This is a genomic window from Aeromonas sp. 62-46, from assembly GCF_001898585.1.
Lineage (GTDB): Bacteria > Pseudomonadota > Gammaproteobacteria > Enterobacterales > Aeromonadaceae > Aeromonas > Aeromonas caviae.
This window is the reverse complement of sequence record NZ_MKUI01000004.1, coordinates 134,886-156,910: the sequence shown is the minus strand read 5'-3', so window position 1 is coordinate 156,910 and position 22,025 is coordinate 134,886. Positions and strand designations below refer to the sequence as shown.

The window sequence follows — 22,025 nt, the reverse complement described above, 5'->3', positions numbered from 1 at the left end:
GCATCCGTCCCCGAAAAGAGGAGTCGATATGACCGACGGGGTCAACTTGTCACGCAGAGGCCTGTTTCGGGGACGCCTGAGCGCCCCCAAGGCCGGGATCCAGTTGCCCTGGTCCGTCTCCTGGGACGAGTTCGTGGCCGGCTGCACCCGCTGCGGCGACTGTCTGGCGGCCTGTCCGGAGCAGATCCTGATCAAGGGAGACGGAGGCTTCCCCACGGTGGATTTTCACCGCGGCGAGTGCACCTTCTGCACCGAGTGCGTCAGCGCCTGCCAGGCGCCGGTGTTCAGGCCGACAACCCAGACACCCTGGGAGTATGTGGCCCATATCGAGGCGGGCTGTCTGGCCACTGCCCAGGTGTTCTGCCAGCGCTGTCAGGACAGCTGCGAGCAGCAGGCCATCCGCTTTTCCCCCCGGCTGGGGCGCGTACCCACCCCCAGCATCCATGCCGAGTCGTGCAACGGCTGCGGGGCCTGCGTGGCGGATTGCCCTGTGGGCAGCATCAGCATCGGTCTGTCTCGTGGCGAGGCTTCGCGATGACCCAAGAGACGAACAAGTTGGAAAACGGTGATATGACGCGAGAAGAGTTCCATGTATCCAGCCTGGTGGTGCTGACCCAGCCCGATCTGCGCCACGCCCTGGCAGAGCGGATTGCGACCCTGGACGGGGCCGAGATCCACGCCGTCAGCGAGGAGGGCAAGCTGGTGGTGACCCTGGAGGGGCCGAGCCAGCGCCCCATCATGGCGGCCATCGACACCATTCAGGGGTTGCCCGGGGTGCTCTCTGCGGCCCTGATCTACCACCAGTTCGATGAAATGGACGCCGAAGATGGGGAATAAGGCGTCATGTGGCAGAAGCGCAAGAGTCGTTCGCTGACCGCCACGGGTAATACACGGGATGCCGGGTCTGTTGTCTGCGTTCGATGAACGAAAAGCCCAGAGCAAAGGAATAAAGCGCCATGGAGCTGAGCCAGCGCGGCTCGTCACAATGGCTGTCATTGATGTGATTAAGCAATGCGAGGATATGTCATGAAGCTGAGTCGACGCGACTTTATGAAGGCCAATGCGGTGGCGGCAGCCGCTGCCGTGGCAGGTGTCAGTGCCCCCACTCTGGCGGCGAATCTGATCACCAGTACCGACAAGACCGCCATCACCTGGGACAAGGCGCCGTGCCGCTTCTGCGGGACCGGCTGCTCCGTGCTGGTGGGCTCCCAGGCTGGCCGCGTCGTGGCGACCCAGGGGGATCCCGATGCACCGGTCAACCGTGGCCTGAACTGCATCAAGGGCTACTTCCTCTCCAAGATCATGTACGGGGAGGATCGCCTGACCCAGCCCATGCTGCGCATGACGAACGGCAAGTTCGACAAGAACGGCAACTTCGCCCCCATCAGTTGGGATCAGGCCTTCGACATCATGGCCGAGAAGTTCAAGGCGACCCTGAAAGAGAAGGGCCCGACCGCCGTCGGCATGTTCGGCTCCGGCCAGTGGACCGTCTGGGAAGGCTATGCCGCCGCCAAGCTGATGAAGGCAGGCCTGCGCTCAAACAACCTGGATCCCAATGCCCGTCACTGCATGGCCTCCGCGGTGGTGGGCTTCATGCGTACCTTCGGCATGGATGAACCCATGGGCTGCTACGACGACATCGAGCAGGCCGACGCCTTCGTGCTGTGGGGCTCCAACATGGCCGAGATGCACCCCATCCTCTGGTCGCGCATCTCCGATCGCCGTCTGTCCCACCAGGATGTGCAGGTGCACGTGCTCTCCACCTTCGAGCACCGCAGCTTCGAGCTGGCGGACAACGGCATGGTGTTCACCCCCCAGACCGATCTGGCGATCCTCAACTACATCGCCAACTACATCATCCAGAACGACAAGGTGAACTGGGAGTTCGTCAACAAGCACACCCAGTTCCGCAAAGGGGTGACCGACATCGGCTACGGCCTGCGTCCCACCAACCCGCTGCAGCAAAAGGCCAAGAACCCGGACAGCGGCGACTCCACCCCCATGAGCTTCGAGGACTTCGCCAAGTTCGTGGCGGATTACGATCTGGAGTCCGTCTCCAAGCTCTCCGGCGTGCCCAAGGACAAGCTCGAGAAGCTGGCCCAGATCTATGCGGATCCAGACAAGAAGGTGGTCTCCTACTGGACCATGGGCTTCAACCAGCACACCCGCGGCGTCTGGGCCAACAACCTCTGCTACAACATCCACCTGCTGACCGGCAAGATCTCCCAGCCAGGCTCCGGCCCCTTCTCCCTGACCGGCCAGCCCTCCGCCTGTGGTACCGCCCGTGAAGTGGGTACCTTCGCCCACCGTCTGCCGGCGGACATGGTGGTCACGGATCCCAAACACCGCGCCATCGCCGAGAAGATCTGGAAGCTGCCGGAAGGCACCATCCCGGAGCAGGTGGGCTACCACGCCGTGCTGCAAAACCGCATGCTGAAAGACGGCAAGCTCAACGCCTACTGGGTGATGTGCAACAACAACATGCAGGCCGGCCCGAACATGAACGAAGAGGCGCTGCCCGGTTATCGCAACCCGGCCAACTTCATCGTGGTCTCCGACCCTTATCCGACCGTGACCGCCCAGGCGGCCGACCTCATCCTGCCCACCGCCATGTGGGTGGAGAAAGAGGGGGCCTATGGCAACGCCGAACGTCGCACCCAGTTCTGGCACCAGCAGGTGAAGGCACCGGAAGGGGCCAAGTCCGACCTGTGGCAGCTGATGGAATTCTCCAAACGCTTCACTGTGGAAGAGGTGTGGCCGGCTGAGTTGATTGCCAAGATGCCGGAAGTGAAGGGCAAGACCCTGTTCGACGTGCTCTATGCCAACGGCCAGGTGAACCAGTTCCCGAAAGAGCAGAGCAAGGGGGCCCTGAACGACGAGGCCGAGCACTTTGGTTTCTACGTCCAGAAGGGGCTGTTCGAGGAGTACGCCTCCTTCGGTCGCGGCCATGGCCACGATCTGGCGCCGTTCGATCAGTATCACGAGGCCCGTGGCCTGCGCTGGCCTGTGGTGGATGGCAAGGAGACCCTGTGGCGCTACCGCGAAGGGTTCGACCCTTACGTGAAAGCGGGCGAAGGGGTGCGCTTCTACGGCAAACCCGACGGCAAGGCGGTGATCTTCGCGCTGCCCTATGAACCCGCCGCCGAGGCACCGGACAAAGAGTACGACATGTGGCTCTCCACCGGTCGCGTGCTGGAGCACTGGCACACCGGCACCATGACCCGCCGTGTCCCCGAGCTCTATCGCGCCTTCCCGGATGCGGTGCTCTTCATGCACCCGGAAGATGCCAAGGCCCGTGGCGTGCGCCGTGGCGAAGAGGTAATCGTCTCCTCCCGCCGGGGCGAGGTGAAGACCCGGGTCGAGACCCGCGGCCGCAACCGTCCGCCCAAGGGATTGGTGTTCATGCCCTTCTTCGACGCGAGCCAGCTGGTCAACAAGCTGACCCTGGACGCCACCGATCCGCTCTCCAAAGAGACGGATTACAAGAAGTGCGCCGTCAAGGTCGTCAAGGCATAAGGCGGGGGAGCGCGAGATGAGTCGTAGTCGGCGCCAGTTTCTGGCCGACATGGCCAAGGGGGCCTGCGGTGTGGGCCTGCTTGGCGTGGGGCTCGGCGGCATGGCGCGCCAGCAGGTGCAGGCTTTGCCTGCCCAGGCGCTGCGCCCGCCGGCGGCCCTCGACGAGGCCGAGTTTCTCGGCGCCTGTGTGCGCTGCGGGCTCTGCGCCCTGGCCTGCCCCTACGACACCCTCAAGCTCGCCCGGCTGTTTGAACCCGTGACCACCGGCACCCCCTACTTCAAGGCGCGCGCCGTCCCGTGCGAGATGTGTGACGACATCCCCTGCGTGGTGGCCTGCCCGAGCGGGGCGCTGGATCAGACCATGACCGACATCGATCAGGCACGGATGGGGGTGGCGGTGCTCATCGATCACGAGACCTGCCTCAACTACCTGGGGCTGCGCTGCGACGTCTGCTACCGGGTCTGCCCCCTCATCGACAAGGCCATTACCCTGGAGCTGCAGCACAACCCGCGCACCGGCAAGCACGCCATGTTCCTGCCCACGGTGCACAGCGATCTCTGTACCGGCTGCGGCAAGTGCGAGCACGCCTGCGTGCTGGAGGAGGCGGCCATCAAGGTGGTGCCTCGCGGGCTTGCCAAGGGGGAGCTGGGTCACCACTACCGGCTCGGCTGGGAAGAGAAGGAGAAGGCGGGCAAGTCCCTTATCGGTGAGCGACTGACCCTGCCGACCCGCAAACCGGAGGGGCTATGAGTCGGTATCCGGGAGCCGAGGCCACGGCCAGGCTGGGCTGGTGGCGTGCCCACCGCTTCCTGCTGCTGCGCCGGCTCTGCCAGTTCGGGGTGCTGGGGCTGTTCCTGCTGGGGCCGCTCGCGGGCATCTGGATCCTCAAGGGCAACCTCTCCAGCTCGCTGCTGCTGGAGACGGTGCCCCTCACGGATCCCCTGACCCTGTTGCAGTCGGTGGCGGCGGGCCAGTGGCCCATCCCCACCCTCTGGCTCGGGGCCGGGCTGGTGCTCGCGGGTTACTGGCTGGCCGGGGGGCGGGTGTTCTGCTCCTGGGTCTGTCCGGTCAACCTGGTCACCGATGCCGCCGCCTGGCTCAGGGGGCGGCTCGGGCTCAAGGGCAACGGTCAGTTCAACCGCGCTACCCGCTACTGGCTGCTGGCCATGGTGCTGGTGGCGCCGGCCATCACAGGCGTGCTGGTGTGGGAGCTGGTCAATCCGGTGTCGCTCACCCTGCGGGGCCTGCTGTTCGGCATGGGGGCGGGCTGGGGCCTGCTGGCGGTGCTGTTCCTGTTCGACCTTTTTGTGGTGGAGCGGGGCTGGTGCGGCCACCTCTGTCCGGTGGGGGCCTTCTATGCCCTGGTCAACCGGGTCGGGTTCATCAAGATTGCAGCCTCGGGGCGCGAGCGGTGCAGCAACTGCATGGATTGCTATGCGGTCTGCCCGGAACGCCCCATCCTGCGCGGCCCCGTTCACGGTGCCAGGCGTGGTCACGGGCCCTTGATTGCGGCTCAGGAGTGTACCAACTGCGGCCGTTGCATCGATGTCTGCGCGGAGCAAGTTTTTGAAATCACTGTAGGTTTTGCCGTCAAGGCAGAGAAAACGTCGGAGAACACATAATGAAGAAGCTGATTGGAGCAATGCTGGCCTGCCTGATGGCGGGTTCCTTGATGGCGGCCGTCCCCGAGATCACCAACAGCACGGGGGGCATCAAGTCGGAGCGGGGAAGCACGGATCTGGTGACGGATGCCGACGCGGCCCCCATGAAGAACTTTCGCAAGGATGGCGACCTCTACGATCGCCAGTACATGCACCAGCCCCCGCTGATCCCCCACGACACCCGCAACTATGAAGTGGACAACAAGGTCAACAAGTGCCTGGCCTGTCACAGCTTCAAGAACGCCAGTGCCATGAAGGCCCCCAAGATAAGCCCCACCCACTTCGAGACCCGCGACGGCATGACCCTGGGCGAAGTCTCTCCGCGTCGCTACTTCTGTCTGCAGTGCCACGTGCCGCAAGCGGATGCCAAGCCGCTGGTGAACAATACCTTCAAACCGGTTGAAGCGCTGAACTGAGGAACCCATAGATGAAATTACCCGGCTTTGTGAAGCGTCTGTGGACCACCTTCAAGTCACCGTCGAAGGCGGCCCTCTGGGTCATCCTGCTGATGGGCTTCTTTGGTGGCGTCATCTTCTGGGGCGGGTTCAACACCGCCATGGAAGCGTCCAACACCGAGGCCTTCTGCACCGGTTGCCACGAGATGAAGGACAACGTGTTCGTGGAGTACCGCGACACCATCCACTACGCCAACCGCTCCGGCGTGCGGGCCAGCTGCCCGGATTGCCACGTACCCCACGAGTGGACCTACAAGATCATCCGCAAGGTGCAGGCCTCCAAGGAGCTGTGGGGCATGATCACCGGCAAGGTGGATACCCGCGAGAAGTTTGAATCCCACCGGCGGGAGATGGCCGAGCGGGAGTGGCAGCGGATGAAGGAGACGGATTCGCGCGAGTGCCGCAACTGCCACAACTTCGAGTACATGGACTTCTCCCTGCAAGGGCGTCGAGCCGCCCAGATGCACTCCACCAACCTGGCAAGCGGGGCCAACACCTGCATCGATTGCCACAAGGGGATTGCGCACCAACTGCCTGACATGAAAGGGGTGCCAGGCTTCTGATGGGAAGGCCGCCGGATCCCCGGGATCCGGCGGCCTTCGAGATTAATGGGCAATGACGCCCCCCAGCCAGACATCTTTTGATAGAATCCCTTCCCGGCAACGCGGCACCCACCGGCTCCTTTCATGGCTGGCACCACGGTGCGGCGCGTTCACCTCATCCTCTCGTGGTCAATGATTGACAGGAATGGCCCCAATGGCACCCAAACACAGCGAATTCATCCCTCTCAAGATCGCCGTCCTGACGGTTTCCGACAGTCGCACCGCTGCCGATGACAGCTCGGGGGACTATCTGGTCGAGGCCCTGACCCAGACCGGCCACGTGCTGGCCGACCGGGCGCTCTGCCCAGACAACCTGTTTCGCATCCGCGCCCAGGTGAGCGAGTGGATTGCCGACGAGGGAGTCCAGGTGGTGCTCATCAACGGCGGCACCGGCTTCAACGAGCAGAACCGGGTGCCCGAGGCGGTCGGCGTGCTGTTCGAGCGCACGGTGCAGGGTTTTGGCGAGATGTTCCGCCAGCTCTCGTTTGCCGAGATAAAAGGCTCCGCCATGCAGAGCCGTGCCCTGGCAGGGCTCGCCAATCGCACCCTGATCTTCTGCCTGCCCGGCTCCACCGGCGCCTGCCGTCTGGGCTGGGAACAGCTTATCCGGGATCAGCTCGACGCCCGTACCCGGCCGTGCAACTTCGTGACCCATCTGTGATCCCGGGAGTAAACCCGGATCATCCATCTTATTTTTCGATAGGTGCATAGATGAACCTGACCCATCTCAACCAGAGCGGCGAGGCCCACATGGTGGATGTCACCGACAAGCAGGTGACCGAACGCGAGGCCCGCGCCGAGGCTTTCGTGACCATGGCCCCCGAGACCCTGGCGTTGATCCTGAGCGGTCAGCACCACAAGGGGGACGTGTTCGCCACCGCCCGCATCGCCGGCATCATGGCGGCCAAGAAGACCGCCGACCTCATTCCCCTGTGCCATCCCCTGGCCCTGACCCGGGTGGAGGTCGAGATAGCCCCCCAGGTGGCGCACAATCGGGTCCATATCCGTACCCTGTGCAAGCTCTCGGGCAAGACCGGGGTGGAGATGGAGGCGCTCACCGCCGCCTCGGTGGCGGCCCTGACCATCTACGACATGTGCAAGGCGGTGCAAAAGGACATGGTGATCGAGCAGGTGCGTCTGGTGGAGAAAAAGGGCGGCAAGTCCGGTCATTTCCAGCTGGGTGCGACCAAAGGAGAGCAGGCATGATCAAGGTTTTGTTTTTTGCACAGGTGCGTGAGCTGGTCGGCTGCGACGAGCTGAGCCTGCCTTGCGACTACGCCAGTGCCGATGCCCTTCGCGCCGCCTTGAGCGAGCGGGGTGACAAGTGGGCGCTGGCGCTCGAATCCGGCAAGCTCCTGGTGGCGGTCAACCAGACCCTGGTACCGCTGGATACCCCCCTCCATGACGGGGATGAGGTCGCTTTCTTCCCGCCGGTGACCGGAGGCTGATGATGAGCGAGACAACCATGACCGATCGCATCCTGGTGCAGCGGGATGACTTCTCGCTGGCCGACGAATATGCCCGCCTTGCTGCCCGGCAGGACACAGGCGCGATAGTCAGCTTTGTCGGCAAGGTGCGCGACTTCAATCAGGGGGAGCATGTGAAGGGGCTGGCCCTCGAGCACTACCCCGGCATGACCGAGAAGGCGCTGGCGAACATAGTGGCCGAGGCCCGTGGGCGCTGGCCGCTGCAGGAGTGCACCCTCATTCACCGCATCGGCGAGCTGCTGCTCGGGGATCAGATCGTGCTGGTGGTGGTGAGCAGCGCCCACCGCGAGGCGGCCTTCGAGGCCTGCCACTTCATCATGGATTTCTTGAAGACCCGGGCGCCGTTCTGGAAGAAAGAGCTGACCGCCGACGGGGTGCAACGCTGGGTCGAGGCCAGGGCGAGCGATGACGCCGCTCTGGCCCGCTGGCAACAAGGGGAGTGAGCCTCGGGCTCGCGTCAATCGATCCGGCCGTGCCGGAACATAAGGAGCAAAGGAATGAAGAGATGGGTATCCCTGTTGTTGCTGGGAGTCGGTGCAAGCGGCATTTACAGCGGGACTGTGCTGGCTGACGAGGTCAAGGTGGCGGTGGCGGCCAACTTCAAGGGCACCATAGAGCGCATCGGCAAGGAGTTCACCGCCAAGACCGGCCACAGCGTCGTCATCAGTTCGGCGGCCACCGGCGTGCTCTATACCCAGATCACCCACGGTGCGCCCTTCGATCTCTTCCTCTCGGCCGACGTGGCGACCCCTCAAAAGCTGGAGTCGGAAGGCAAGGGGAGCGAACGCTTCACCTATGCCATCGGTCAGCTCGGCCTCTGGCAGAAGGGGGGGCCTGCTCCCGACGAGGCCACCTTGCGCCACTGGCAGGGGGAGCTGGCCATCGCCAACCCCAAGACAGCGCCCTATGGCGCTGCCGCCATGGCGACCCTGGCTCATCTCAAGATCGATCCCAAGCAGTATCGGGTGCTGACCGGCACCAACATCAGCCAGACCTGGCAGTTTGTCGATACCGGCAATGCGAAGCTGGGCTTCGTCGCCTGGGCCAACCTGGTGGAGGCGGGCAAGACCGGCGAAGCCTGGGCGGTACCGGCCAGCTTCTATCCCCCCATCGAGCAGCAGGCCCTGGTGCTGAAGAAAGGGGCGGCGGTGGATGCCCTGGTCGCCTGGCTCAAGGGGCCGGGACAGGCGCAGATCAAGGCGGCGGGTTACGCCCTGCCGCAGTAAGCGCCCGGCGTCTGCCGGGATCCGGCCAGCCCCGTGCTGGCCAGATCCGGTGCCTGACGTGTCCCAAGGCGGCGCCCGTCATGACGGCGCCCTGTTTTTTATCGACACCCGAGAGGGGACCCTATGAGTGAAGGGGATCTGCTGGCGGTCTGGCTGACCCTGAAACTGGCGGCCAGCACTACTGCCATCCTGCTGCTGCTGTCGCCGCCGCTCGCCTGGTGGCTGTCTCGCAGCCAGCACCGGCTGCGCCCCCTGGTGGAGGCCATGGTGGCCCTGCCGCTGGTGCTGCCGCCTACCGTGCTCGGCTTCTATCTGCTACTGGCCTTCTCCCCGGAGTACGGCCTCGGTGGCTGGTGGCGGGAGACCTTCGGGGCCCCGCTCGCCTTCAGTTTCCTCGGCCTGCTCATCGCCTCCGTCATCTACTCGCTCCCCTTCGTGGTACAACCCCTCACCTCCGCCTTCGTCAACATGGGCAACAAGGAGCTGGAGGCTGCTGCCACCCTGGGGATGGGCCCGTTTGAGCGCTTCTTTCGCATCATCCTGCCCATGACGCTGCCCAGCTTCGTGATGGCGGCGGCGCTGGGCTTTGCCCACACCCTGGGGGAGTTCGGGGTGGTGCTGATGATCGGCGGCAACATTCCCGGGGAGACCCAGGTGCTCTCCATCGCCCTGTTTGATCACGTGGAGGCGATGGACTACGACCACGCCCATATTCTGGCCGGCGGCCTGATGGGCTTCTCCCTGGTGATGCTGGTGCTGGTCTACGGCGTGCTGCAACGCCGGCAACGGAGGCTGTTCGGATGAACCTCTACCTCAAGGCCAGACGTGATTTCGGCCCCTTCACCCTGGCGTGCGATCTGGCACTGCCCCCCAGCCGCATCCTCGGCCTGTTCGGTCCTTCGGGCTGTGGCAAGAGCACCCTGCTGCGCATCATCGCCGGGCTCGACAGGGCCCCGGGCGATGCCCTGCGCTGGCAGGGGCGCGAGCTTGCAGCCCTGCCCCCCGAGGCGCGGCGCATCGGGCTGGTGTTTCAGGATGCTCGTCTCTTCCCCCACCTGAGCGTGCTCGGCAACCTGCAACTGGCGGCTCGCAAGGGGAGGGGGCGCTGGCAGCCAGAGGATCTGGCTGCGCGCCTCGGCTTTGCCGAGCTGCTGGGGCAACCGGCCCACGGCCTCTCCGGCGGTCAGCGTCAGCGGGTGGCATTGGCCAGGGCCTTGCTGGCCGAGCCCGACTTGCTGCTTCTGGATGAACCCTTCTCGGCGCTGGACAGGCGCAGCCGCATCCATCAGGCCCACGTGCTCAAGGGCTTGCAGCAGGAGAGCGGCATCCCCATGATCTTCGTCAGCCACGCCATGGAGGAGGTGAGCCTGCTCTGCGATGGACTGGTGCTGCTGGCAGAGGGACGGGTGGAGGCCCAGGGCACCCCAGAGGAGATCTTCGCCCGCACCGACCTGTCGCTGGCCAGTCGCGACGACGTCGGGGTCATGCTCTCGGCGACCCTGTCCCACTACGACGAGCACGAGCAGATGGCGACCCTGCGACTCGGGGAGCAGACCCTGGTGGTGACCATGGAGCATGCCCCCGATGAAGCAGGCCCCTTGCAGATCAAGGTGGCGGCGCGGGATCTGGTGATCGCCACCGAGCCCATCGTGCACTCCAGCCTCTCCAACTGCCTCGAGACCCGGCTGCTGGAGGTGCGGGAGGTGAGACCGGGGCAGACCCTGTTGCAGTTGGCGCTGGGGCAGCAGATACTGCTGGCCCGGATCACCAGCCGCTCCGCGCAGCGGCTCGCCCTGACGACGGCCATGCGCCTCTACGCCTACATCAAGGCGGTGAGCCTGGTGGGAGAGGGGTAGACAGGGGACCGGAGTACGGATTGGCTGGCCCTGAGTGGCCGGCATGGCGTCGAGAAAGGGGGGACGGGTGCGTCGCAATCAGGTAATGAAATCCCATGGCTTGGCCCTGCGCAGTGCGGGGGAGGGGCCCTTGCTGCTCTTGCTGCACGGGCTGGGCTCTTCCAGCCTCGACTGGCAGGCGCAGATCGAGCGTTTTTCCGAGCGTTACCGGGTGGTGGCCATCGACTTGCGCGGCCACGGCCAGAGCATGCAGGAGGGGCCCTTTGACGTGCCCACCCTGGCGGCGGACGTGGCCCGCTGGCTCGACGAGCAGCCCGAGCCTGCCTGGGTAGTGGGGTTGTCGCTCGGTGCCATGGTGGCGCTGGAGCTGGCGCTGCAACTGCCCCACAAGGTGCAGGGGCTGGTGCTGGTCAACGGCTTCAGCGAATTTCTGCTGGAGACGCCAAAGGAGCAGGAGCGCTATGCCATGCGCCTCAAGTGGCTGCGCTGGTTCGGCATGCGGCCGCTGGCGTGGTGGCTCGGTCGCGAGCTCTTTCCCGGCCCCGATCTCGCCCAGGTGCGCCACACCTTCCGGGGGCGCTTCGTGCGCAACAAAAAGAAGACCTACAAGGCGCTGCTGGAGGCGCTGCCCGGCTGGTCGGTGCGGGCTCGTCTCGGCACCCTCTGGCAGCCGGTGGCCATCATCTCCACCAGTCACGACTATCTGCCCCTGGCGCGGCGGGTGGAGCAGTTCGCCTCCCTGCCCAATGCCACCATCCACACCCCGGATGGTCACCACGCCTGGCCGGCGGAAGATCCCGCCGGGTTCAATCATTTGCTTCACCGGATTTTAGAAACCCATTAGACTTGTCGCCTTTTGACCTTGATCCCCCGTGTATGTATTGGTCCGATCGCCTTGCCAGTGGCAGATGGCAAGGCAATCGGACCCATCTTGCCCTATTGAACAGGTATTTCCTCATGTCTGAAGTAATGAAAATGGCCATCGACGATGGTTCAACCAACGTCAAGGTGAGCTGGATTGAGAACAAGGTGCTCAAGACCATCATCTCCCCCAACTCCTTTCGCAAGGATTGGAAGAGTGCCGCCTTGCGCAAGGACAAGAAGATCTACAACTACGAGATAGGCAACACCAAGTACACCTACGACGCCACCTCCGACAAGTCCCTGGCCACCACCCACGTGGAGTACCAGTACGACGATCTCAACTTGCTCTCCGTGCACCATGCCCTGTTGCAGACCGGCGTGACCCCCTGCGATGTGGCCATCACCGTGACCCTGCCCATCACCGAGTTCTACAACCCGGATGACTGCCAGCGCAACGAGGAGAAGATCGAGAAGAAGCGCCGCAACCTGATGCGGGCCATCAGCCTCAACAAGGGTGAGCTGTTCAACATCGTCAGCGTGGAGGTGATGCCGGAAAGCCTGCCGGCGGCGCTCTCCCGCCTGATTGGCTCGGGCTGCAACGAGTTCACCAAGACGCTGGTGATCGACTGCGGTGGCACCACCCTGGACATGGGGATCATCGTCGGCGAGTTTGACGACGTTTCCGATGTGTATGGCAACAACGAGATCGGCGTCTCCATGGTAACCGACGCGACCCGCAAGGCGCTGGCGGCGGCAGACAGCGATTCGAGCTATCTGGTGGCCAACGAATTCATCAAGCGCCGCCACGACATGAGCTTCGTGCGGGACGTGGTCAACGACGAGAGCCAGATCCCGAAGATCCTCGAGAAGATGCAGAACAAGATCGACGAGCTCGGCTCCCAGGTGGCCCACGAGGCGAAGAAGTTCGCCAAGAACCCGAACCGGATCTATCTGGTCGGTGGCGGCGCGTCACTGATCGTCGATGCCATCAAGGCTGCCTATCCGACCCTGGGGGAGCGGGTGGAGCTGCTGGACGATGCCCAGTCCGCCCTGGCGCGGGAGATCTGCCTCTACACCACGGAAGAGGAAGAGGTGTACCGTGAGGCGCCCGTGATGGCCGAGGTCGGCGATGAGTAGTCAACTCAAGCGCATGACCTTCTCCATCTTCATGGATCCGGGTGCGCTGGAGTCTGATCGCTATGCGGCCGGGATCTTGCAAAGCTGGTATCAGCGGGCGCGCAAGATCCAGGACGACGTGGAGGAGTTCGACTTCTCCAAGAGCCGTTTTCACAAGGACATCTACCTCAGCGGCATGTTCCTGTATGTGCTGGCACCGAGCCTGTGCAAGGGGATGGCCAATGCCTTCGGCCCGGAGCAGGTGAACCTCTCGACCCTGCGCCATGTCTTCGCCAGTTGCGGCTTCGATCTGGGGGAAGGGAGTGCGCCCGTGGCGACCGATACCCTGATCGATGAAATCGTGGCCAGGCTGGCTCCCCAGCTGGGGCAGGGAGACAACCGGGGGCTGGCGGATGAAATCGTTCAGCGTCTGGGTCAGCAGGCGGCGGCGCCACTTCCGGACAGCCTGGTGGACGAGATTGTAAGCCGCATCGGCGAGCAGCAGCCCACCGGGCTCTGGGACGAGTTGAAGCAGGGGTTGCCGGCCCCGCTCGATCACGATCTGCTGGCAGAGGCCATCGCGGGCAAGCTGCCGACGGCGGGGGGAGAGGCGGATCTGGCCCCCCTTGCGGGCAGCATCCAGCTGCTCTCCCGCCAGCTGGAGGAGCAGTCCCGGCTCATTCGCGAGCAGCACCGCCTGATCCAGCGCCTGGCCAGCCCGCCCGCCCGGGCGTCCGGCTCGTCCGAGCTGGCCGAGCCCCTCATCGAGGATCTCTCTAACCAGGTGGCGAGCATGAAGAAGGTCAAGGCGAAGGGGATCTTCTAGGCTTTTTGTGACCACCCGCAGCCCAATGAAAAAAGCCGAACCCCGGGGTTCGGCTTTTTTGTGGGCGCCGCTCAGGGCCTTGAGCAGACCGGGCAGTCGGGGCGTTTGGGCAGTTTCAGCTCGCGAAAGCTGCCACCCAGACCGTCGATCATCAGCAGGCGGCCGCTGTAGCTTTTGCCCATGCCCGCCAGCAGCTTGATGGCCTCGAGCGCCTGCAGACTGCCCACCAGTCCCACCACGGGGGCCAGTACCCCCGCCTCGACACAGGTGAGGGCCTGATCGCCAAAGAGGGCGCTGAGACAGGCGTAGCAGGGTTCATCCTCCTGCCAGGTGAAGCTGCAGAGCTGCCCTTCCAGCCGGATGGCGGCGCCGCTGACCAGGGGCACCTTGTGCTGGCGGGCACGCTGATTGAGGAGGTTGCGGATGGCGACGTTGTCGGTGCAGTCGAGCACCAGCTGATGGCCTGGCAGCAGGGCATCGAGCAGCGCCTCGTCAGCGAGGGCGGCGTGGGTCTCCACCTCGAGCCAGGGGGTGAGGGCGCGCAGGGACGTCGCCGCGGACTCCACCTTGAGCTGGCCGATGCGCTCGTCGCTGTGCAGCACCTGGCGCTGCAAATTGGAGAGCTCCACCCGATCGAAATCCACCAGAGTGAGGTGGCCGACCCCGGCCACCGCCAGATACTGGCTGGCGGCGCAGCCGAGGCCCCCGGCGCCGATGACCAGAACGCGTGACTGCTTGAGCGCCTCCTGCCCCTCGAAGTCGAAGGATTTGAGCACGATCTGGCGGTTGTAGCGAAGGAGCTCGGCGTCGCTCAGGATCTCGCTCACAGCAGCAGCCCCGAGAAGGGCTCGACGGTGACCGTCTCACCGGCGGCTACCTTGCCGCGCTCCTGCTCGAGCACGATGTAGCAGTTGGCCCGGGACAGGGAGCTGAACACCCCGGAGTCCTGGGAGCCGGTGCTGCGCACCTCGAGGCCATTCGGGCCCACGCTCAGGATGCCGCGCTGGAAGTCCAGGCGCCCCGGGCTCTTCTTGAGCGGCGCTGTCGCCAGGGCCTGGAGGGGGTGCGGGCGTGCAAACTGCTGACCGGCGAGCCTGGCCAGGGCCGGTTGCACCAGCTGATCGAAGGTGACCATGGCGGAGACCGGGTTGCCCGGCAGACCGAAGAACCAGGCGTTTGGCAACCGGCCAAAGGCGAAGGGTTTGCCCGGCTTGATGGCGAGCTTCCAGAAGCCAATTTCCCCGAGCTCTTCGAGCAGTTGCTTGGTGAAGTCCGCTTCCCCCACCGAGACGCCCCCGGTGGTGATCAGGGCATCGGCCTCGCGGTCGGCCTGCAAGAAGGCGGCGCGCAGGGCCGCCGGATCATCGGGGATGATGCCAAGGTCCAGGCACTCACAGCCCATGCGGCTCAGCATCGCCTTGACCCCGTAGCGGTTGGAGTCGTAGATGTCCCCGTGCTGGAGCGGGGTGCCCAGAGGCTTGAGCTCGTCCCCTGTGCTGAAGATGGCGACCTTGAGGGGACGGCGCACCGTGACGTTCGCGATGCCAAGGGAGGCGAGCAGCGGCAGCTCCCTGGGGCTCAGGCGCAGGCCGCTTTCGAGCACCTGGGCACCCTGCGCCAGATCCTCGCCGCGGCGACGGATGTTCTGGCCGGCAACGGGGCGGGTCAGGAAAGTGATCCCGTTGTCGCCGGCTTGCGTTTCTTCCTGCATCACCACAGCGTCTACACCCGGGGGCACAGGGGCCCCGGTCATGATGCGGATGCAGTGGCCGGCGGGCCACTCCCCCTCATAGGGCTGGCCCGCAAAGGCCTTGCCCGCCACGGGGAGCGGCACCCCGGCGGCGAGATCCGCCAGGCGCACGGCATAGCCGTCCATGGCGGCGTTGTCGAAGGGGGGGACGAAGAGGGGGGAGCTTATCTCCTCGGCCAGGATCCGATCCAGCGCCTGGGGCAGGGGCAACCGCTCCGTCTCGCAGCAGCAGGTGAGTTGTTCCAGCATCCCTTGCAGGGCCTTGTCCAAGGGGAGGAGTGCACCGGTATCGAATCCCATCATCATGACCTCTCTGGTGTGTAGGGGGCGGATTATCCCAAAAATCCGCTCCGATGGGCAGGCCGAAGGTGCGGTAATGGGGGGTAGATGCCCCGGTGTGATCGGATTCTGGGGCGCTATCCCGTTGAATTACCTCCTGATGGGTAACCAATGCGAGGCTTGTGCGGGATGGCAGGTGGGGAAGAGGCGGCACGGCCGTGCGCCTTGCCCCCGAATGGGCAGGCCGGTGCGGACAAAACGGGGTGGTTTGGCATAAAGTCGGGCACCGGGCTTGAGTTAGACAGAATTATGACAATAATCGCCCTGTAAGATTGCGCCGCGGCACCATGCCGCAGGCCAGCACAGTCCCTGAGCGTGGGAGAGAAACACGATGACGAGCTTAAGCCAGGAAGCCCTGTTGGTCAGGGCGGCGCTCGAGGCCGAGGGCCTTGAGACACCTCTGGTGGCCAATGAATTGAGCGGCCAGCAGAAAAAGGAAAAAATCGAAGGTCATATGCGCGCCATCATGGAGACGCTGGGACTGGATCTGGCCGACGACAGTCTGGCAGAGACCCCGCACCGCATTGCCAAGATGTACGTGAACGAGATCTTCTCCGGCCTCGACTATGCCACTTTCCCCAAGGTGACGGTGATCGAGAACAAGATGAAGGTGGACGAGATGATCATGGTGCGGGACATCAGCCTCACCAGCACCTGTGAGCACCACTTCGTCACCATAGACGGCTTTGCCCACGTGGCCTACATTCCCCGCGGCAAGGTGATTGGCCTGTCGAAGATCAACCGCATCGTGCAGTTCTTCGCCCGTCGTCCCCAGGTACAGGAGCGGCTGACCCAGCAGATCCTGCTGGCGTTGCAGACCCTGCTTGGCACCAGGGACGTGGCCATCAGCATCAAGGCGACCCACTTCTGCGTGAAGGCCCGTGGCGTGATGGACTCCACCTCCTACACCACCACCACCTCCCTGGGCGGCGTCTTCAAGACCCAGCCCGACACCCGCGCCGAGTTCCTCGGTGGTCTGAAAGGGTAGTGCTCCCGGGGCCTGTCGCCGACAGGCCCCGGCTCCTTTCCCTCACTTTTTTTGAAAAATACCTAAAGTTGTGACCGTGTCGGTCGCTATGGCTCTCCGTGTTGTCGGACGGTCTGGTTGACGCCGACACCCCCAGGCCCGCCCTTGTGCGCGCCGACAGGGACGAGATGTGCTGCCAAGGAGGGTAGTGAAGGCGCAGGCCAGGCCTGCGCCCAGCAATGCCACTTGTTTTCCCCCATGCAGGACATGCCATGAACACCATGACGATAGGCAAAAAACTTACCGCCGGCTTTGCCGTACTCGGCCTGATGATGGCCTTTATCGGCGGCTTTTCGCTGTTTGAATTCAGCAAGATGAACCGCGCCGCCATCGGCTTTACCGACAGTATCCTGCCCGCCGTCGTGCGCACCAGCACCCTCGGCGAGACCATCAATGCCCTGCGCCGCTACGAACTGGATGTCTTCCTGGTGGCGGACGATGCCCAGCAGAAGGCCCGCTATCGCAATGAGAGCGAGAAGAGCCTGCAAGAGGCTGCGCGCCAGATAGTGGCCCACGATGGCACCATCTGGGCGGAGGATCGGGAGGAGCGCCGCGCCTTTGACATCGTCAAGGCGGACTGGGAGCGATATGTCGCCCTGCACCAGCGCATCCGGCAGATGCAGGACTCGGGACAGATGGCCGAAGCCCAGCACCTCTTCATGGGGGAGGGGGTCACCCTCTATACCAATCTGACCAAGTCGGTGGGTGAGCTTATCCGCATCAACCACGGCTACTCCGTGGGTTCCCGTGCCGAGGTGGTGGACGCCTTTGACAGCGCCAAACTGAGCGTGACCCTGGCACTGGTGATCGGCCTGGCCCTGGTTGTCGCCCTCTCGGTGGTGCTGACCCGCCAGATCCGCGACCCGCTCATCATGCTGGCCCGTCAGGCCCAGCGCATCGCGAGCGGGGATCTCGGCCGGGGCGAGCTGCAGGAGTGGGTCCGCGGCAACCGCTTCAACCGCGACGAGCTGGGTCAGCTGGGGTCGGCCATCGACCGGATGCAGGGGGCACTGGCAGAGCTGGTGAGCGAAATCTCCGGCTCGGTGAGCCAGCTCAGCAGCGCGGTAGAGGAGGTGAGCGCCATCTCCGAGCAGTCCGCCAAGGGCATGGCAAGCCAGCAGGGAGAGGTCTCTCAGGTCGCCACCGCCATGAACGAGATGCAGTCCACCGTCAATGAGGTGGCTCGCAACACCACAGACGCCATGGGGGCGGCCAAGCAGGCTTCCCGCACCTCCACCCAGGGCAACCAGGTGGTACGCAGCGCCATCGGCAGCATAGAGCAGGTCTCCCGCCAGATAGAGCAGGCCGGGGGCGTGGTGCAGCAACTGGAGACCGACAGCGCCAGCATCAGCATGGTGCTGGACGTGATTCGCGGCATCGCCGAGCAGACCAACCTGCTGGCACTGAATGCGGCCATCGAAGCGGCCCGTGCCGGCGAGCAGGGCCGTGGCTTTGCGGTGGTGGCGGACGAGGTGCGCAGTCTGGCCCAGCGCACCCAGGCGTCCACCGCCGAGATCAGCAAGATGATCGAGGTGTTGCAGGAGCGCACCGCCGAGGCGGGCAGCGCCATGCAGCTGAGCCGTCAGCAGATGCAGGAGAGCGTGGAGCTGGCGCGGGAGGCGGGGAGCAGCATCGACAGCATCAACGGTGCCGTCACCCAGATCACCGACATGAACACCCTGATCGCCACCGCCACCGAGCAGCAGAACGCGGTCACCGAGGAGCTCAACCGCAGCATCGTCAAGATCCACACCGCCGCCGACGAGAATGCCCAGGGGGCGCAGCAGACCGCCCAGGCCTGTGTCGAGCTGAGCAAGCTGGCCAATACCCTGCACCATATGACCCAGCGCTTCACCCTCTGAGTCTTGCTGCCACCCGGCACAGCGCAGAAGGCCCCGCCAATCGGCGGGGCCTTGTTGTTTCTGGCTGGACCTGGGCGCCGTCAGCTCAGGCCGACAATCTCCCCGTCATCGTCGATGTCGATATGGTGTTCAGGGACGGCAGGCTGCCAGCCTGCGCGTCAGCTCAGGCCGACGATGTCGCCGTCATCGTCGATGTCGATATGGTGTTCAGGGACGGCAGACTGCCAGCCTGCGCGTCAGCTCAGGCCGACAATTTCCCCGTCATCGTCGATGTCGATATGGCGATAGGCCGGCAGGCTGCCCAGGCCCGGCATGGTCATGATGGGGCCCGCCAGGGCATAGACGAAGCCTGCCCCCGCGCAGAGTTTCACCTCCTCGATGGGCACCTCGAAGTCCGTCGGCACGCCCTTCCTGGCGGGGTCATGGCTGATGGAGAGCGGCGTCTTGGCCATGCAGACGGGCAGGTGATCCTGGCCCTCTGCCGAGAGTCTGGCCAGTTGCTGGCGCGCCTTGTCCGAGAGGGTGACGCCCCGGCCGCCATAGCCGCACTCCACCAGGGTGGCGAGCTTGGCGGCAAGGCTCATCTCATCGGGGTAGAGCAGCCTGACCTCACTGGGCTGCTTGCAGGCCGCCACCACGGCGTGAGCCAGATCCGCCGCACCCGCGCCACCGTCAGTGAAGGCCCGGGAGAGGGCGACGCCACAGGCACCGGCCTGGCGCGCCGCCGCCTCCAGCAGGGCCAGCTCGGCGTCGCTGTCGGTGGGGAAGCGGTTGATGGCGACCACCACGGGCACCCCGTAACGGCGGGCGTTGTGAATATGCCAGGCGAGGTTGGCGCACCCCGCTGTCAGGGTGGGCAGATCTTCCCCTTGCAGGCTGGCCGGCAGCGGCTGGCCCGGCCGGATGTCGAGCAGGCCGCTGTTGGCCTTGAGGCCGCGCACCGTGGCCACCAGTACCACGCAGGCGGGGGCGAGGCCGGACTGGCGATACTTGATGTTGAAGAACTTCTCCAGCCCCATGTCGGAGCCAAAACCCGCCTCGGTCACCACGTAGTCGGCAAGACCCAGCGCCATGCGATCGGCGATGACGGAGGAGTTGCCGTGGGCGATGTTGGCAAAGGGGCCGGCGTGGACCAGCACAGGGGTCTGCTCCGTGGTCTGCATCAGGGTGGGCTTGAGGGCGTCTTTGAGCAGCACCGTCATGGCCCCCGCCACTTCCAGCTGCTCGGCGGTGATGGGCTTGCCGCGCTGGTCAAGGGCGAGCTGGATGCGGCCGATACGCGCGCGCAAGTCCTTGAGATCCCTGGCCAGCGCCAGAATGGCCATCAGCTCGGAGGCGGCGGTGATGACGAAGCGATCGGGGCGCTCGACACCATCGGCAGCGCCGCCCTGGCCGAGGGTGAGGTGGCGAAGCGCCCGGTCGTTCATGTCCAGGGTGCGGGGCCAGAGGATGTTGGCCGGGTCGATATCGAGCCGCGCCAGACCGGTTCTGGCGCTGAACTGGTCACCGAGTTTGCGTTCATGGAACAGGCGGGCATCCAGGGCGGCAGAGGCCAGGTTGTGGGCGGCGGTGAGGGCGTGAAAATCCCCGGTGAGGTGCAGGTTCATCTCCTCCATCGGCACCACCTGGGCCATGCCACCCCCGGCGGCGCCCCCCTTGACCCCGAAGACGGGGCCGAGGCTCGGCTGGCGAATGGTGGCGATGCTGGGCTGGCCGATGTGGTTGAGCCCCATGGAGAGGCCGATCGTGGTGACCGTCTTGCCCTCACCAAGGGGGGTGGGCGTGATGGCGCTCACCAGCACCAGCTTGCCGGGCTCGCGGGTGGGGGCGTGATGGAGCAGCGCGAGGTCGAGTTTGCCCTTGTAATGGCCGTGGGGGTGGAGATGGGCGGCCGCTATGCCGAGCTGTGCTGCCACCTCGGCGATGGGCAGGCGGGGGGACTGGCGGGAGATCTCGATATCGCTTAGCATCAGCACCTCGTTGGCATGTCAGGTCAAATATGCGGCGAAGTCTAGAGGAATCAACAGGGTAATCCAATGAGCAATACTATTTTATCCGGCAGTCGTGAGCCCCATCAAAGCCCCATCCTGCTGGATCTCAATGCCCTCTATCACCCGCCCAAACGGCCCCTCACCGCCCTTGGCATCGTCAGCGCCTTCATCCCGCTCTTTGGTTACGGCTGGCAGGCGATGACCCAGGATCCCGAGACCCACTTTCGCCACGAGCTCGGCAAGCGCATCAACAAGCACAAGAGCGACGAGGCAAACCTCGCCCTGATGATGCAGTTGGCGGCCATGCTGGATTGCCATTGCCTGCACGTCACCCTGCCCTATGCGCTGGGGGAGGCCGAGCTCGCCGCCTTGCGCCAGCGTCTGCCACGCTGGCAGATGAGCCAGCAGGATCACCTGCTGGTGGCCGAGCTGATGCCCACCCCCTGAGCCCGGGCTCAGGTCTCTCTGTCCCAGTAGTGGGGCGCCAGATAGCGCTCCTGCACGAATTCGATGAAGCAGCGCACCTTGGCCGACACGAAACGGCGGTGCGGATAGAGGGCATAGAGCCCCACCTGCCCCTTCTCCCACTCCAGCAACAAGGGGACCAGCGCCCCCGAGCGCAGCGCATCCCCCACGATGAAGGTGGGCTGCAAGATGATGCCCTGGTGGTCGCAGGCGGCCCGGGTCAGGGCCACCCCGTTGTTGGCGCGAAGTGGTCCCTGGGGACGGATGCTGTGCTCCTCCCCATCCCGTTTGAAGACCCAGTCCGGCTGGGTCAGGGTGTAGATGAGGCAGTCGTGCTGCTTGAGATCCTCCGGGGTCTTCGGCCTGCCCCGGCGGGCCAGGTAGTCGGGGCTGGCGCACACCACCATCTTCATCATGGCGAGCGGCTTGGCCACCAGGGAGGAGTCCGGCAGGTTGCCGATGCGCAGGGCCAGATCGAACCCCTCCTCCACCAGGGCCACCCGCCGGTCGCTGTACTCAATCTCGAGCTTCAAGTCCGGGTAGCGCTCGCGAAACAGGGGCAGGGCGGGGGAGAGGTGCAGGTAGCCGAAATCCATGGGCACCGAGAGCTTGAGGGTGCCCTGGGGCTGCTGGTTGTTGTGGGTGAGCTGGCTGTGGGTCTCTTCCAGCTCCGCCAGCAGGGCCAGGGAGCGCTGGTAGTAGAACTGGCCCGCCTCGGTGGGGTTGACCTGGCGGGTGGTGCGCGACAGCAGCCGGGTGGAGAGGGACTCCTCGAGCTGCTGCATCAGCTTGGAGGTCATGGCGACCGAGATCCCGAGCTGATGGGCGGCCTTGGTGAAGCTCTGACACTCCACCACCTTGATGAAGGTGCGCATGGCGGCTATCTGATCCATATTCCACTCTCGGTTGATAATTATTTTAATAAATCGATGATTATCTATTCTCGATAGGAGGTTAGCATTTTGGACACCGTTGTGAACC

At 64.7% G+C, this 22,025-nt stretch carries 24 protein-coding genes; 20 read left to right on the top strand and 4 right to left on the bottom strand.

Translation table 11 applies throughout. The features are described 5' to 3' along the window. Positions 1-28: 28 nt before the first annotated feature. The 17 genes from napF to BGO64_RS01665 all read left to right on the top strand — a co-directional run bounded on the left by napF (position 29) and on the right by BGO64_RS01665 (position 13,610). Positions 29-538, top strand: a complete 510-nt coding sequence (gene napF / locus BGO64_RS01745; protein WP_010674153.1) for a ferredoxin-type protein NapF — start codon at positions 29-31, stop codon at positions 536-538. Further along, positions 535-837, top strand: a complete 303-nt coding sequence (locus BGO64_RS01740) for a chaperone NapD (protein WP_010674154.1) — start codon at positions 535-537, stop codon at positions 835-837. The genes napF and BGO64_RS01740 overlap by 4 nt, the downstream gene beginning before the upstream one ends. A gap of 189 nt (positions 838-1,026) precedes the next feature. Then, positions 1,027-3,516 carry a nitrate reductase catalytic subunit NapA gene (gene napA / locus BGO64_RS01735; RefSeq protein WP_286700069.1) on the top strand — a complete coding sequence of 830 codons (2,490 nt, stop codon included), beginning with the start codon at positions 1,027-1,029 and terminating at the stop codon, positions 3,514-3,516. Positions 3,517-3,532: 16 nt separating this feature from the next. Then, positions 3,533-4,267 carry a ferredoxin-type protein NapG gene (gene napG, locus BGO64_RS01730; protein ID WP_286700068.1) on the top strand — a complete coding sequence of 245 codons (735 nt, stop codon included), beginning with the start codon at positions 3,533-3,535 and terminating at the stop codon, positions 4,265-4,267. Then, positions 4,264-5,139 (top strand): quinol dehydrogenase ferredoxin subunit NapH, encoded by an 876-nt coding sequence (gene napH / locus BGO64_RS01725; protein WP_201889805.1) that lies wholly within the window; start codon positions 4,264-4,266, stop codon positions 5,137-5,139. Before napG ends, napH begins: the two co-directional genes overlap by 4 nt. Next, the gene (locus tag BGO64_RS01720) at positions 5,139-5,594 is read left to right on the top strand and encodes a nitrate reductase cytochrome c-type subunit (RefSeq protein WP_029314277.1); all 456 of its coding nucleotides are present in this window, start codon (positions 5,139-5,141) and stop codon (positions 5,592-5,594) included. The genes napH and BGO64_RS01720 overlap by 1 nt, the downstream gene beginning before the upstream one ends. 11 nt (positions 5,595-5,605) lie before the next feature. Beyond that, complete coding sequence (locus BGO64_RS01715) at positions 5,606-6,196, top strand: cytochrome c3 family protein (protein ID WP_010674159.1); 591 nt, start codon at positions 5,606-5,608, stop codon at positions 6,194-6,196. Between the two features lie 193 nt (positions 6,197-6,389). Continuing rightward, complete coding sequence (gene moaB / locus BGO64_RS01710; RefSeq protein ID WP_286700067.1) at positions 6,390-6,896, top strand: molybdenum cofactor biosynthesis protein B; 507 nt, start codon at positions 6,390-6,392, stop codon at positions 6,894-6,896. Between the two features lie 50 nt (positions 6,897-6,946). Then, positions 6,947-7,441, top strand: a complete 495-nt coding sequence (moaC, locus tag BGO64_RS01705) for a cyclic pyranopterin monophosphate synthase MoaC (protein ID WP_202043956.1) — start codon at positions 6,947-6,949, stop codon at positions 7,439-7,441. Beyond that, positions 7,438-7,683, top strand: a complete 246-nt coding sequence (moaD, locus tag BGO64_RS01700) for a molybdopterin synthase sulfur carrier subunit (RefSeq protein WP_010674162.1) — start codon at positions 7,438-7,440, stop codon at positions 7,681-7,683. The genes moaC and moaD overlap by 4 nt, the downstream gene beginning before the upstream one ends. Before the next feature lie 2 nt (positions 7,684-7,685). Then, positions 7,686-8,165: a molybdopterin synthase catalytic subunit MoaE gene (gene moaE / locus BGO64_RS01695; protein WP_286700066.1), complete on the top strand. Its 480-nt coding sequence runs from the start codon at positions 7,686-7,688 to the stop codon at positions 8,163-8,165. 54 nt (positions 8,166-8,219) lie between these two features. Beyond that, positions 8,220-8,948 carry a molybdate ABC transporter substrate-binding protein gene (modA, locus tag BGO64_RS01690; protein WP_266135934.1) on the top strand — a complete coding sequence of 243 codons (729 nt, stop codon included), beginning with the start codon at positions 8,220-8,222 and terminating at the stop codon, positions 8,946-8,948. Positions 8,949-9,071: 123 nt separating this feature from the next. Beyond that, positions 9,072-9,752 carry a molybdate ABC transporter permease subunit gene (gene modB / locus BGO64_RS01685; protein WP_286700065.1) on the top strand — a complete coding sequence of 227 codons (681 nt, stop codon included), beginning with the start codon at positions 9,072-9,074 and terminating at the stop codon, positions 9,750-9,752. After that, complete coding sequence (gene modC / locus BGO64_RS01680; RefSeq protein WP_286700064.1) at positions 9,749-10,804, top strand: molybdenum ABC transporter ATP-binding protein; 1,056 nt, start codon at positions 9,749-9,751, stop codon at positions 10,802-10,804. The genes modB and modC overlap by 4 nt, the downstream gene beginning before the upstream one ends. 67 nt (positions 10,805-10,871) lie before the next feature. Beyond that, positions 10,872-11,648: an alpha/beta fold hydrolase gene (locus BGO64_RS01675; RefSeq protein ID WP_042017457.1), complete on the top strand. Its 777-nt coding sequence runs from the start codon at positions 10,872-10,874 to the stop codon at positions 11,646-11,648. Positions 11,649-11,761: 113 nt separating this feature from the next. Next, positions 11,762-12,805, top strand: a complete 1,044-nt coding sequence (gene parM / locus BGO64_RS01670) for a plasmid segregation protein ParM domain-containing protein (protein WP_223302530.1) — start codon at positions 11,762-11,764, stop codon at positions 12,803-12,805. Continuing rightward, positions 12,798-13,610, top strand: coding sequence for a hypothetical protein (locus tag BGO64_RS01665; RefSeq protein ID WP_286700063.1), 813 nt, complete (start codon positions 12,798-12,800; stop codon positions 13,608-13,610). Before parM ends, BGO64_RS01665 begins: the two co-directional genes overlap by 8 nt. A 71-nt stretch (positions 13,611-13,681) precedes the next feature. Here the strand turns inward: BGO64_RS01665 and moeB are convergent, their stop codons facing one another. Both moeB and moeA read right to left on the bottom strand, forming a co-directional pair. Then, entirely contained in the window at positions 13,682-14,437 is a 756-nt protein-coding gene (gene moeB / locus BGO64_RS01660) for a molybdopterin-synthase adenylyltransferase MoeB (RefSeq protein ID WP_042882555.1), read from the bottom strand. Then, a complete protein-coding gene (gene moeA / locus BGO64_RS01655) occupies positions 14,434-15,660 on the bottom strand; it encodes a molybdopterin molybdotransferase MoeA (RefSeq protein ID WP_286700079.1) in 1,227 nt (408 codons plus the stop codon). Before moeA ends, moeB begins: the two co-directional genes overlap by 4 nt. Positions 15,661-16,030: 370 nt before the next feature. Here moeA and folE point away from each other — a divergent pair, with 370 nt between their 5' ends. After that, positions 16,031-16,687: a GTP cyclohydrolase I FolE gene (gene folE / locus BGO64_RS01650; protein WP_010674171.1), complete on the top strand. Its 657-nt coding sequence runs from the start codon at positions 16,031-16,033 to the stop codon at positions 16,685-16,687. Between the two features lie 251 nt (positions 16,688-16,938). Continuing rightward, entirely contained in the window at positions 16,939-18,588 is a 1,650-nt protein-coding gene (locus tag BGO64_RS01645) for a methyl-accepting chemotaxis protein (protein ID WP_039038853.1), read from the top strand. A gap of 236 nt (positions 18,589-18,824) precedes the next feature. Here the strand turns inward: BGO64_RS01645 and BGO64_RS01640 are convergent, their stop codons facing one another. After that, a complete protein-coding gene (locus tag BGO64_RS01640) occupies positions 18,825-20,558 on the bottom strand; it encodes a formate--tetrahydrofolate ligase (RefSeq protein ID WP_286700062.1) in 1,734 nt (577 codons plus the stop codon). 66 nt (positions 20,559-20,624) lie between these two features. Here BGO64_RS01640 and BGO64_RS01635 point away from each other — a divergent pair, with 66 nt between their 5' ends. Further along, a complete protein-coding gene (locus BGO64_RS01635) occupies positions 20,625-21,026 on the top strand; it encodes a hypothetical protein (protein ID WP_010674174.1) in 402 nt (133 codons plus the stop codon). Positions 21,027-21,034: 8 nt separating this feature from the next. Here the strand turns inward: BGO64_RS01635 and BGO64_RS01630 are convergent, their stop codons facing one another. Continuing rightward, positions 21,035-21,937 carry a LysR family transcriptional regulator gene (locus BGO64_RS01630; RefSeq protein WP_039038856.1) on the bottom strand — a complete coding sequence of 301 codons (903 nt, stop codon included), beginning with the start codon at positions 21,935-21,937 and terminating at the stop codon, positions 21,035-21,037. Between the last annotated feature and the right edge of the window lie 88 nt (positions 21,938-22,025).

Bases quoted from the DNA above. Each gene is read 5' to 3' on its own strand.
- moeA (WP_286700079.1), bottom strand. From the start codon at position 15,660: ATGGGATTCGATACCGGTGCACTCCTCCCCTTGGACAAGGCCCTGCAA.
- napH (WP_201889805.1), top strand. From the start codon at position 4,264: ATGAGTCGGTATCCGGGAGCCGAGGCCACGGCCAGGCTGGGCTGGTGG.
- BGO64_RS01715 (WP_010674159.1), top strand. From the start codon at position 5,606: ATGAAATTACCCGGCTTTGTGAAGCGTCTGTGGACCACCTTCAAGTCA.
- BGO64_RS01645 (WP_039038853.1), top strand. From the start codon at position 16,939: ATGAACACCATGACGATAGGCAAAAAACTTACCGCCGGCTTTGCCGTA.
- parM (WP_223302530.1), top strand. From the start codon at position 11,762: ATGTCTGAAGTAATGAAAATGGCCATCGACGATGGTTCAACCAACGTC.
- folE (WP_010674171.1), top strand. From the start codon at position 16,031: ATGACGAGCTTAAGCCAGGAAGCCCTGTTGGTCAGGGCGGCGCTCGAG.
- BGO64_RS01665 (WP_286700063.1), top strand. From the start codon at position 12,798: ATGAGTAGTCAACTCAAGCGCATGACCTTCTCCATCTTCATGGATCCG.
- napG (WP_286700068.1), top strand. From the start codon at position 3,533: ATGAGTCGTAGTCGGCGCCAGTTTCTGGCCGACATGGCCAAGGGGGCC.
- BGO64_RS01635 (WP_010674174.1), top strand. From the start codon at position 20,625: ATGAGCAATACTATTTTATCCGGCAGTCGTGAGCCCCATCAAAGCCCC.
- napA (WP_286700069.1), top strand. From the start codon at position 1,027: ATGAAGCTGAGTCGACGCGACTTTATGAAGGCCAATGCGGTGGCGGCA.
- modC (WP_286700064.1), top strand. From the start codon at position 9,749: ATGAACCTCTACCTCAAGGCCAGACGTGATTTCGGCCCCTTCACCCTG.
- moaC (WP_202043956.1), top strand. From the start codon at position 6,947: ATGAACCTGACCCATCTCAACCAGAGCGGCGAGGCCCACATGGTGGAT.
- modB (WP_286700065.1), top strand. From the start codon at position 9,072: ATGAGTGAAGGGGATCTGCTGGCGGTCTGGCTGACCCTGAAACTGGCG.
- moaE (WP_286700066.1), top strand. From the start codon at position 7,686: ATGAGCGAGACAACCATGACCGATCGCATCCTGGTGCAGCGGGATGAC.
- BGO64_RS01740 (WP_010674154.1), top strand. From the start codon at position 535: ATGACCCAAGAGACGAACAAGTTGGAAAACGGTGATATGACGCGAGAA.
- BGO64_RS01630 (WP_039038856.1), bottom strand. From the start codon at position 21,937: ATGGATCAGATAGCCGCCATGCGCACCTTCATCAAGGTGGTGGAGTGT.
- moaD (WP_010674162.1), top strand. From the start codon at position 7,438: ATGATCAAGGTTTTGTTTTTTGCACAGGTGCGTGAGCTGGTCGGCTGC.
- moaB (WP_286700067.1), top strand. From the start codon at position 6,390: ATGGCACCCAAACACAGCGAATTCATCCCTCTCAAGATCGCCGTCCTG.
- modA (WP_266135934.1), top strand. From the start codon at position 8,220: ATGAAGAGATGGGTATCCCTGTTGTTGCTGGGAGTCGGTGCAAGCGGC.
- napF (WP_010674153.1), top strand. From the start codon at position 29: ATGACCGACGGGGTCAACTTGTCACGCAGAGGCCTGTTTCGGGGACGC.
- BGO64_RS01720 (WP_029314277.1), top strand. From the start codon at position 5,139: ATGAAGAAGCTGATTGGAGCAATGCTGGCCTGCCTGATGGCGGGTTCC.
- BGO64_RS01640 (WP_286700062.1), bottom strand. From the start codon at position 20,558: ATGCTAAGCGATATCGAGATCTCCCGCCAGTCCCCCCGCCTGCCCATC.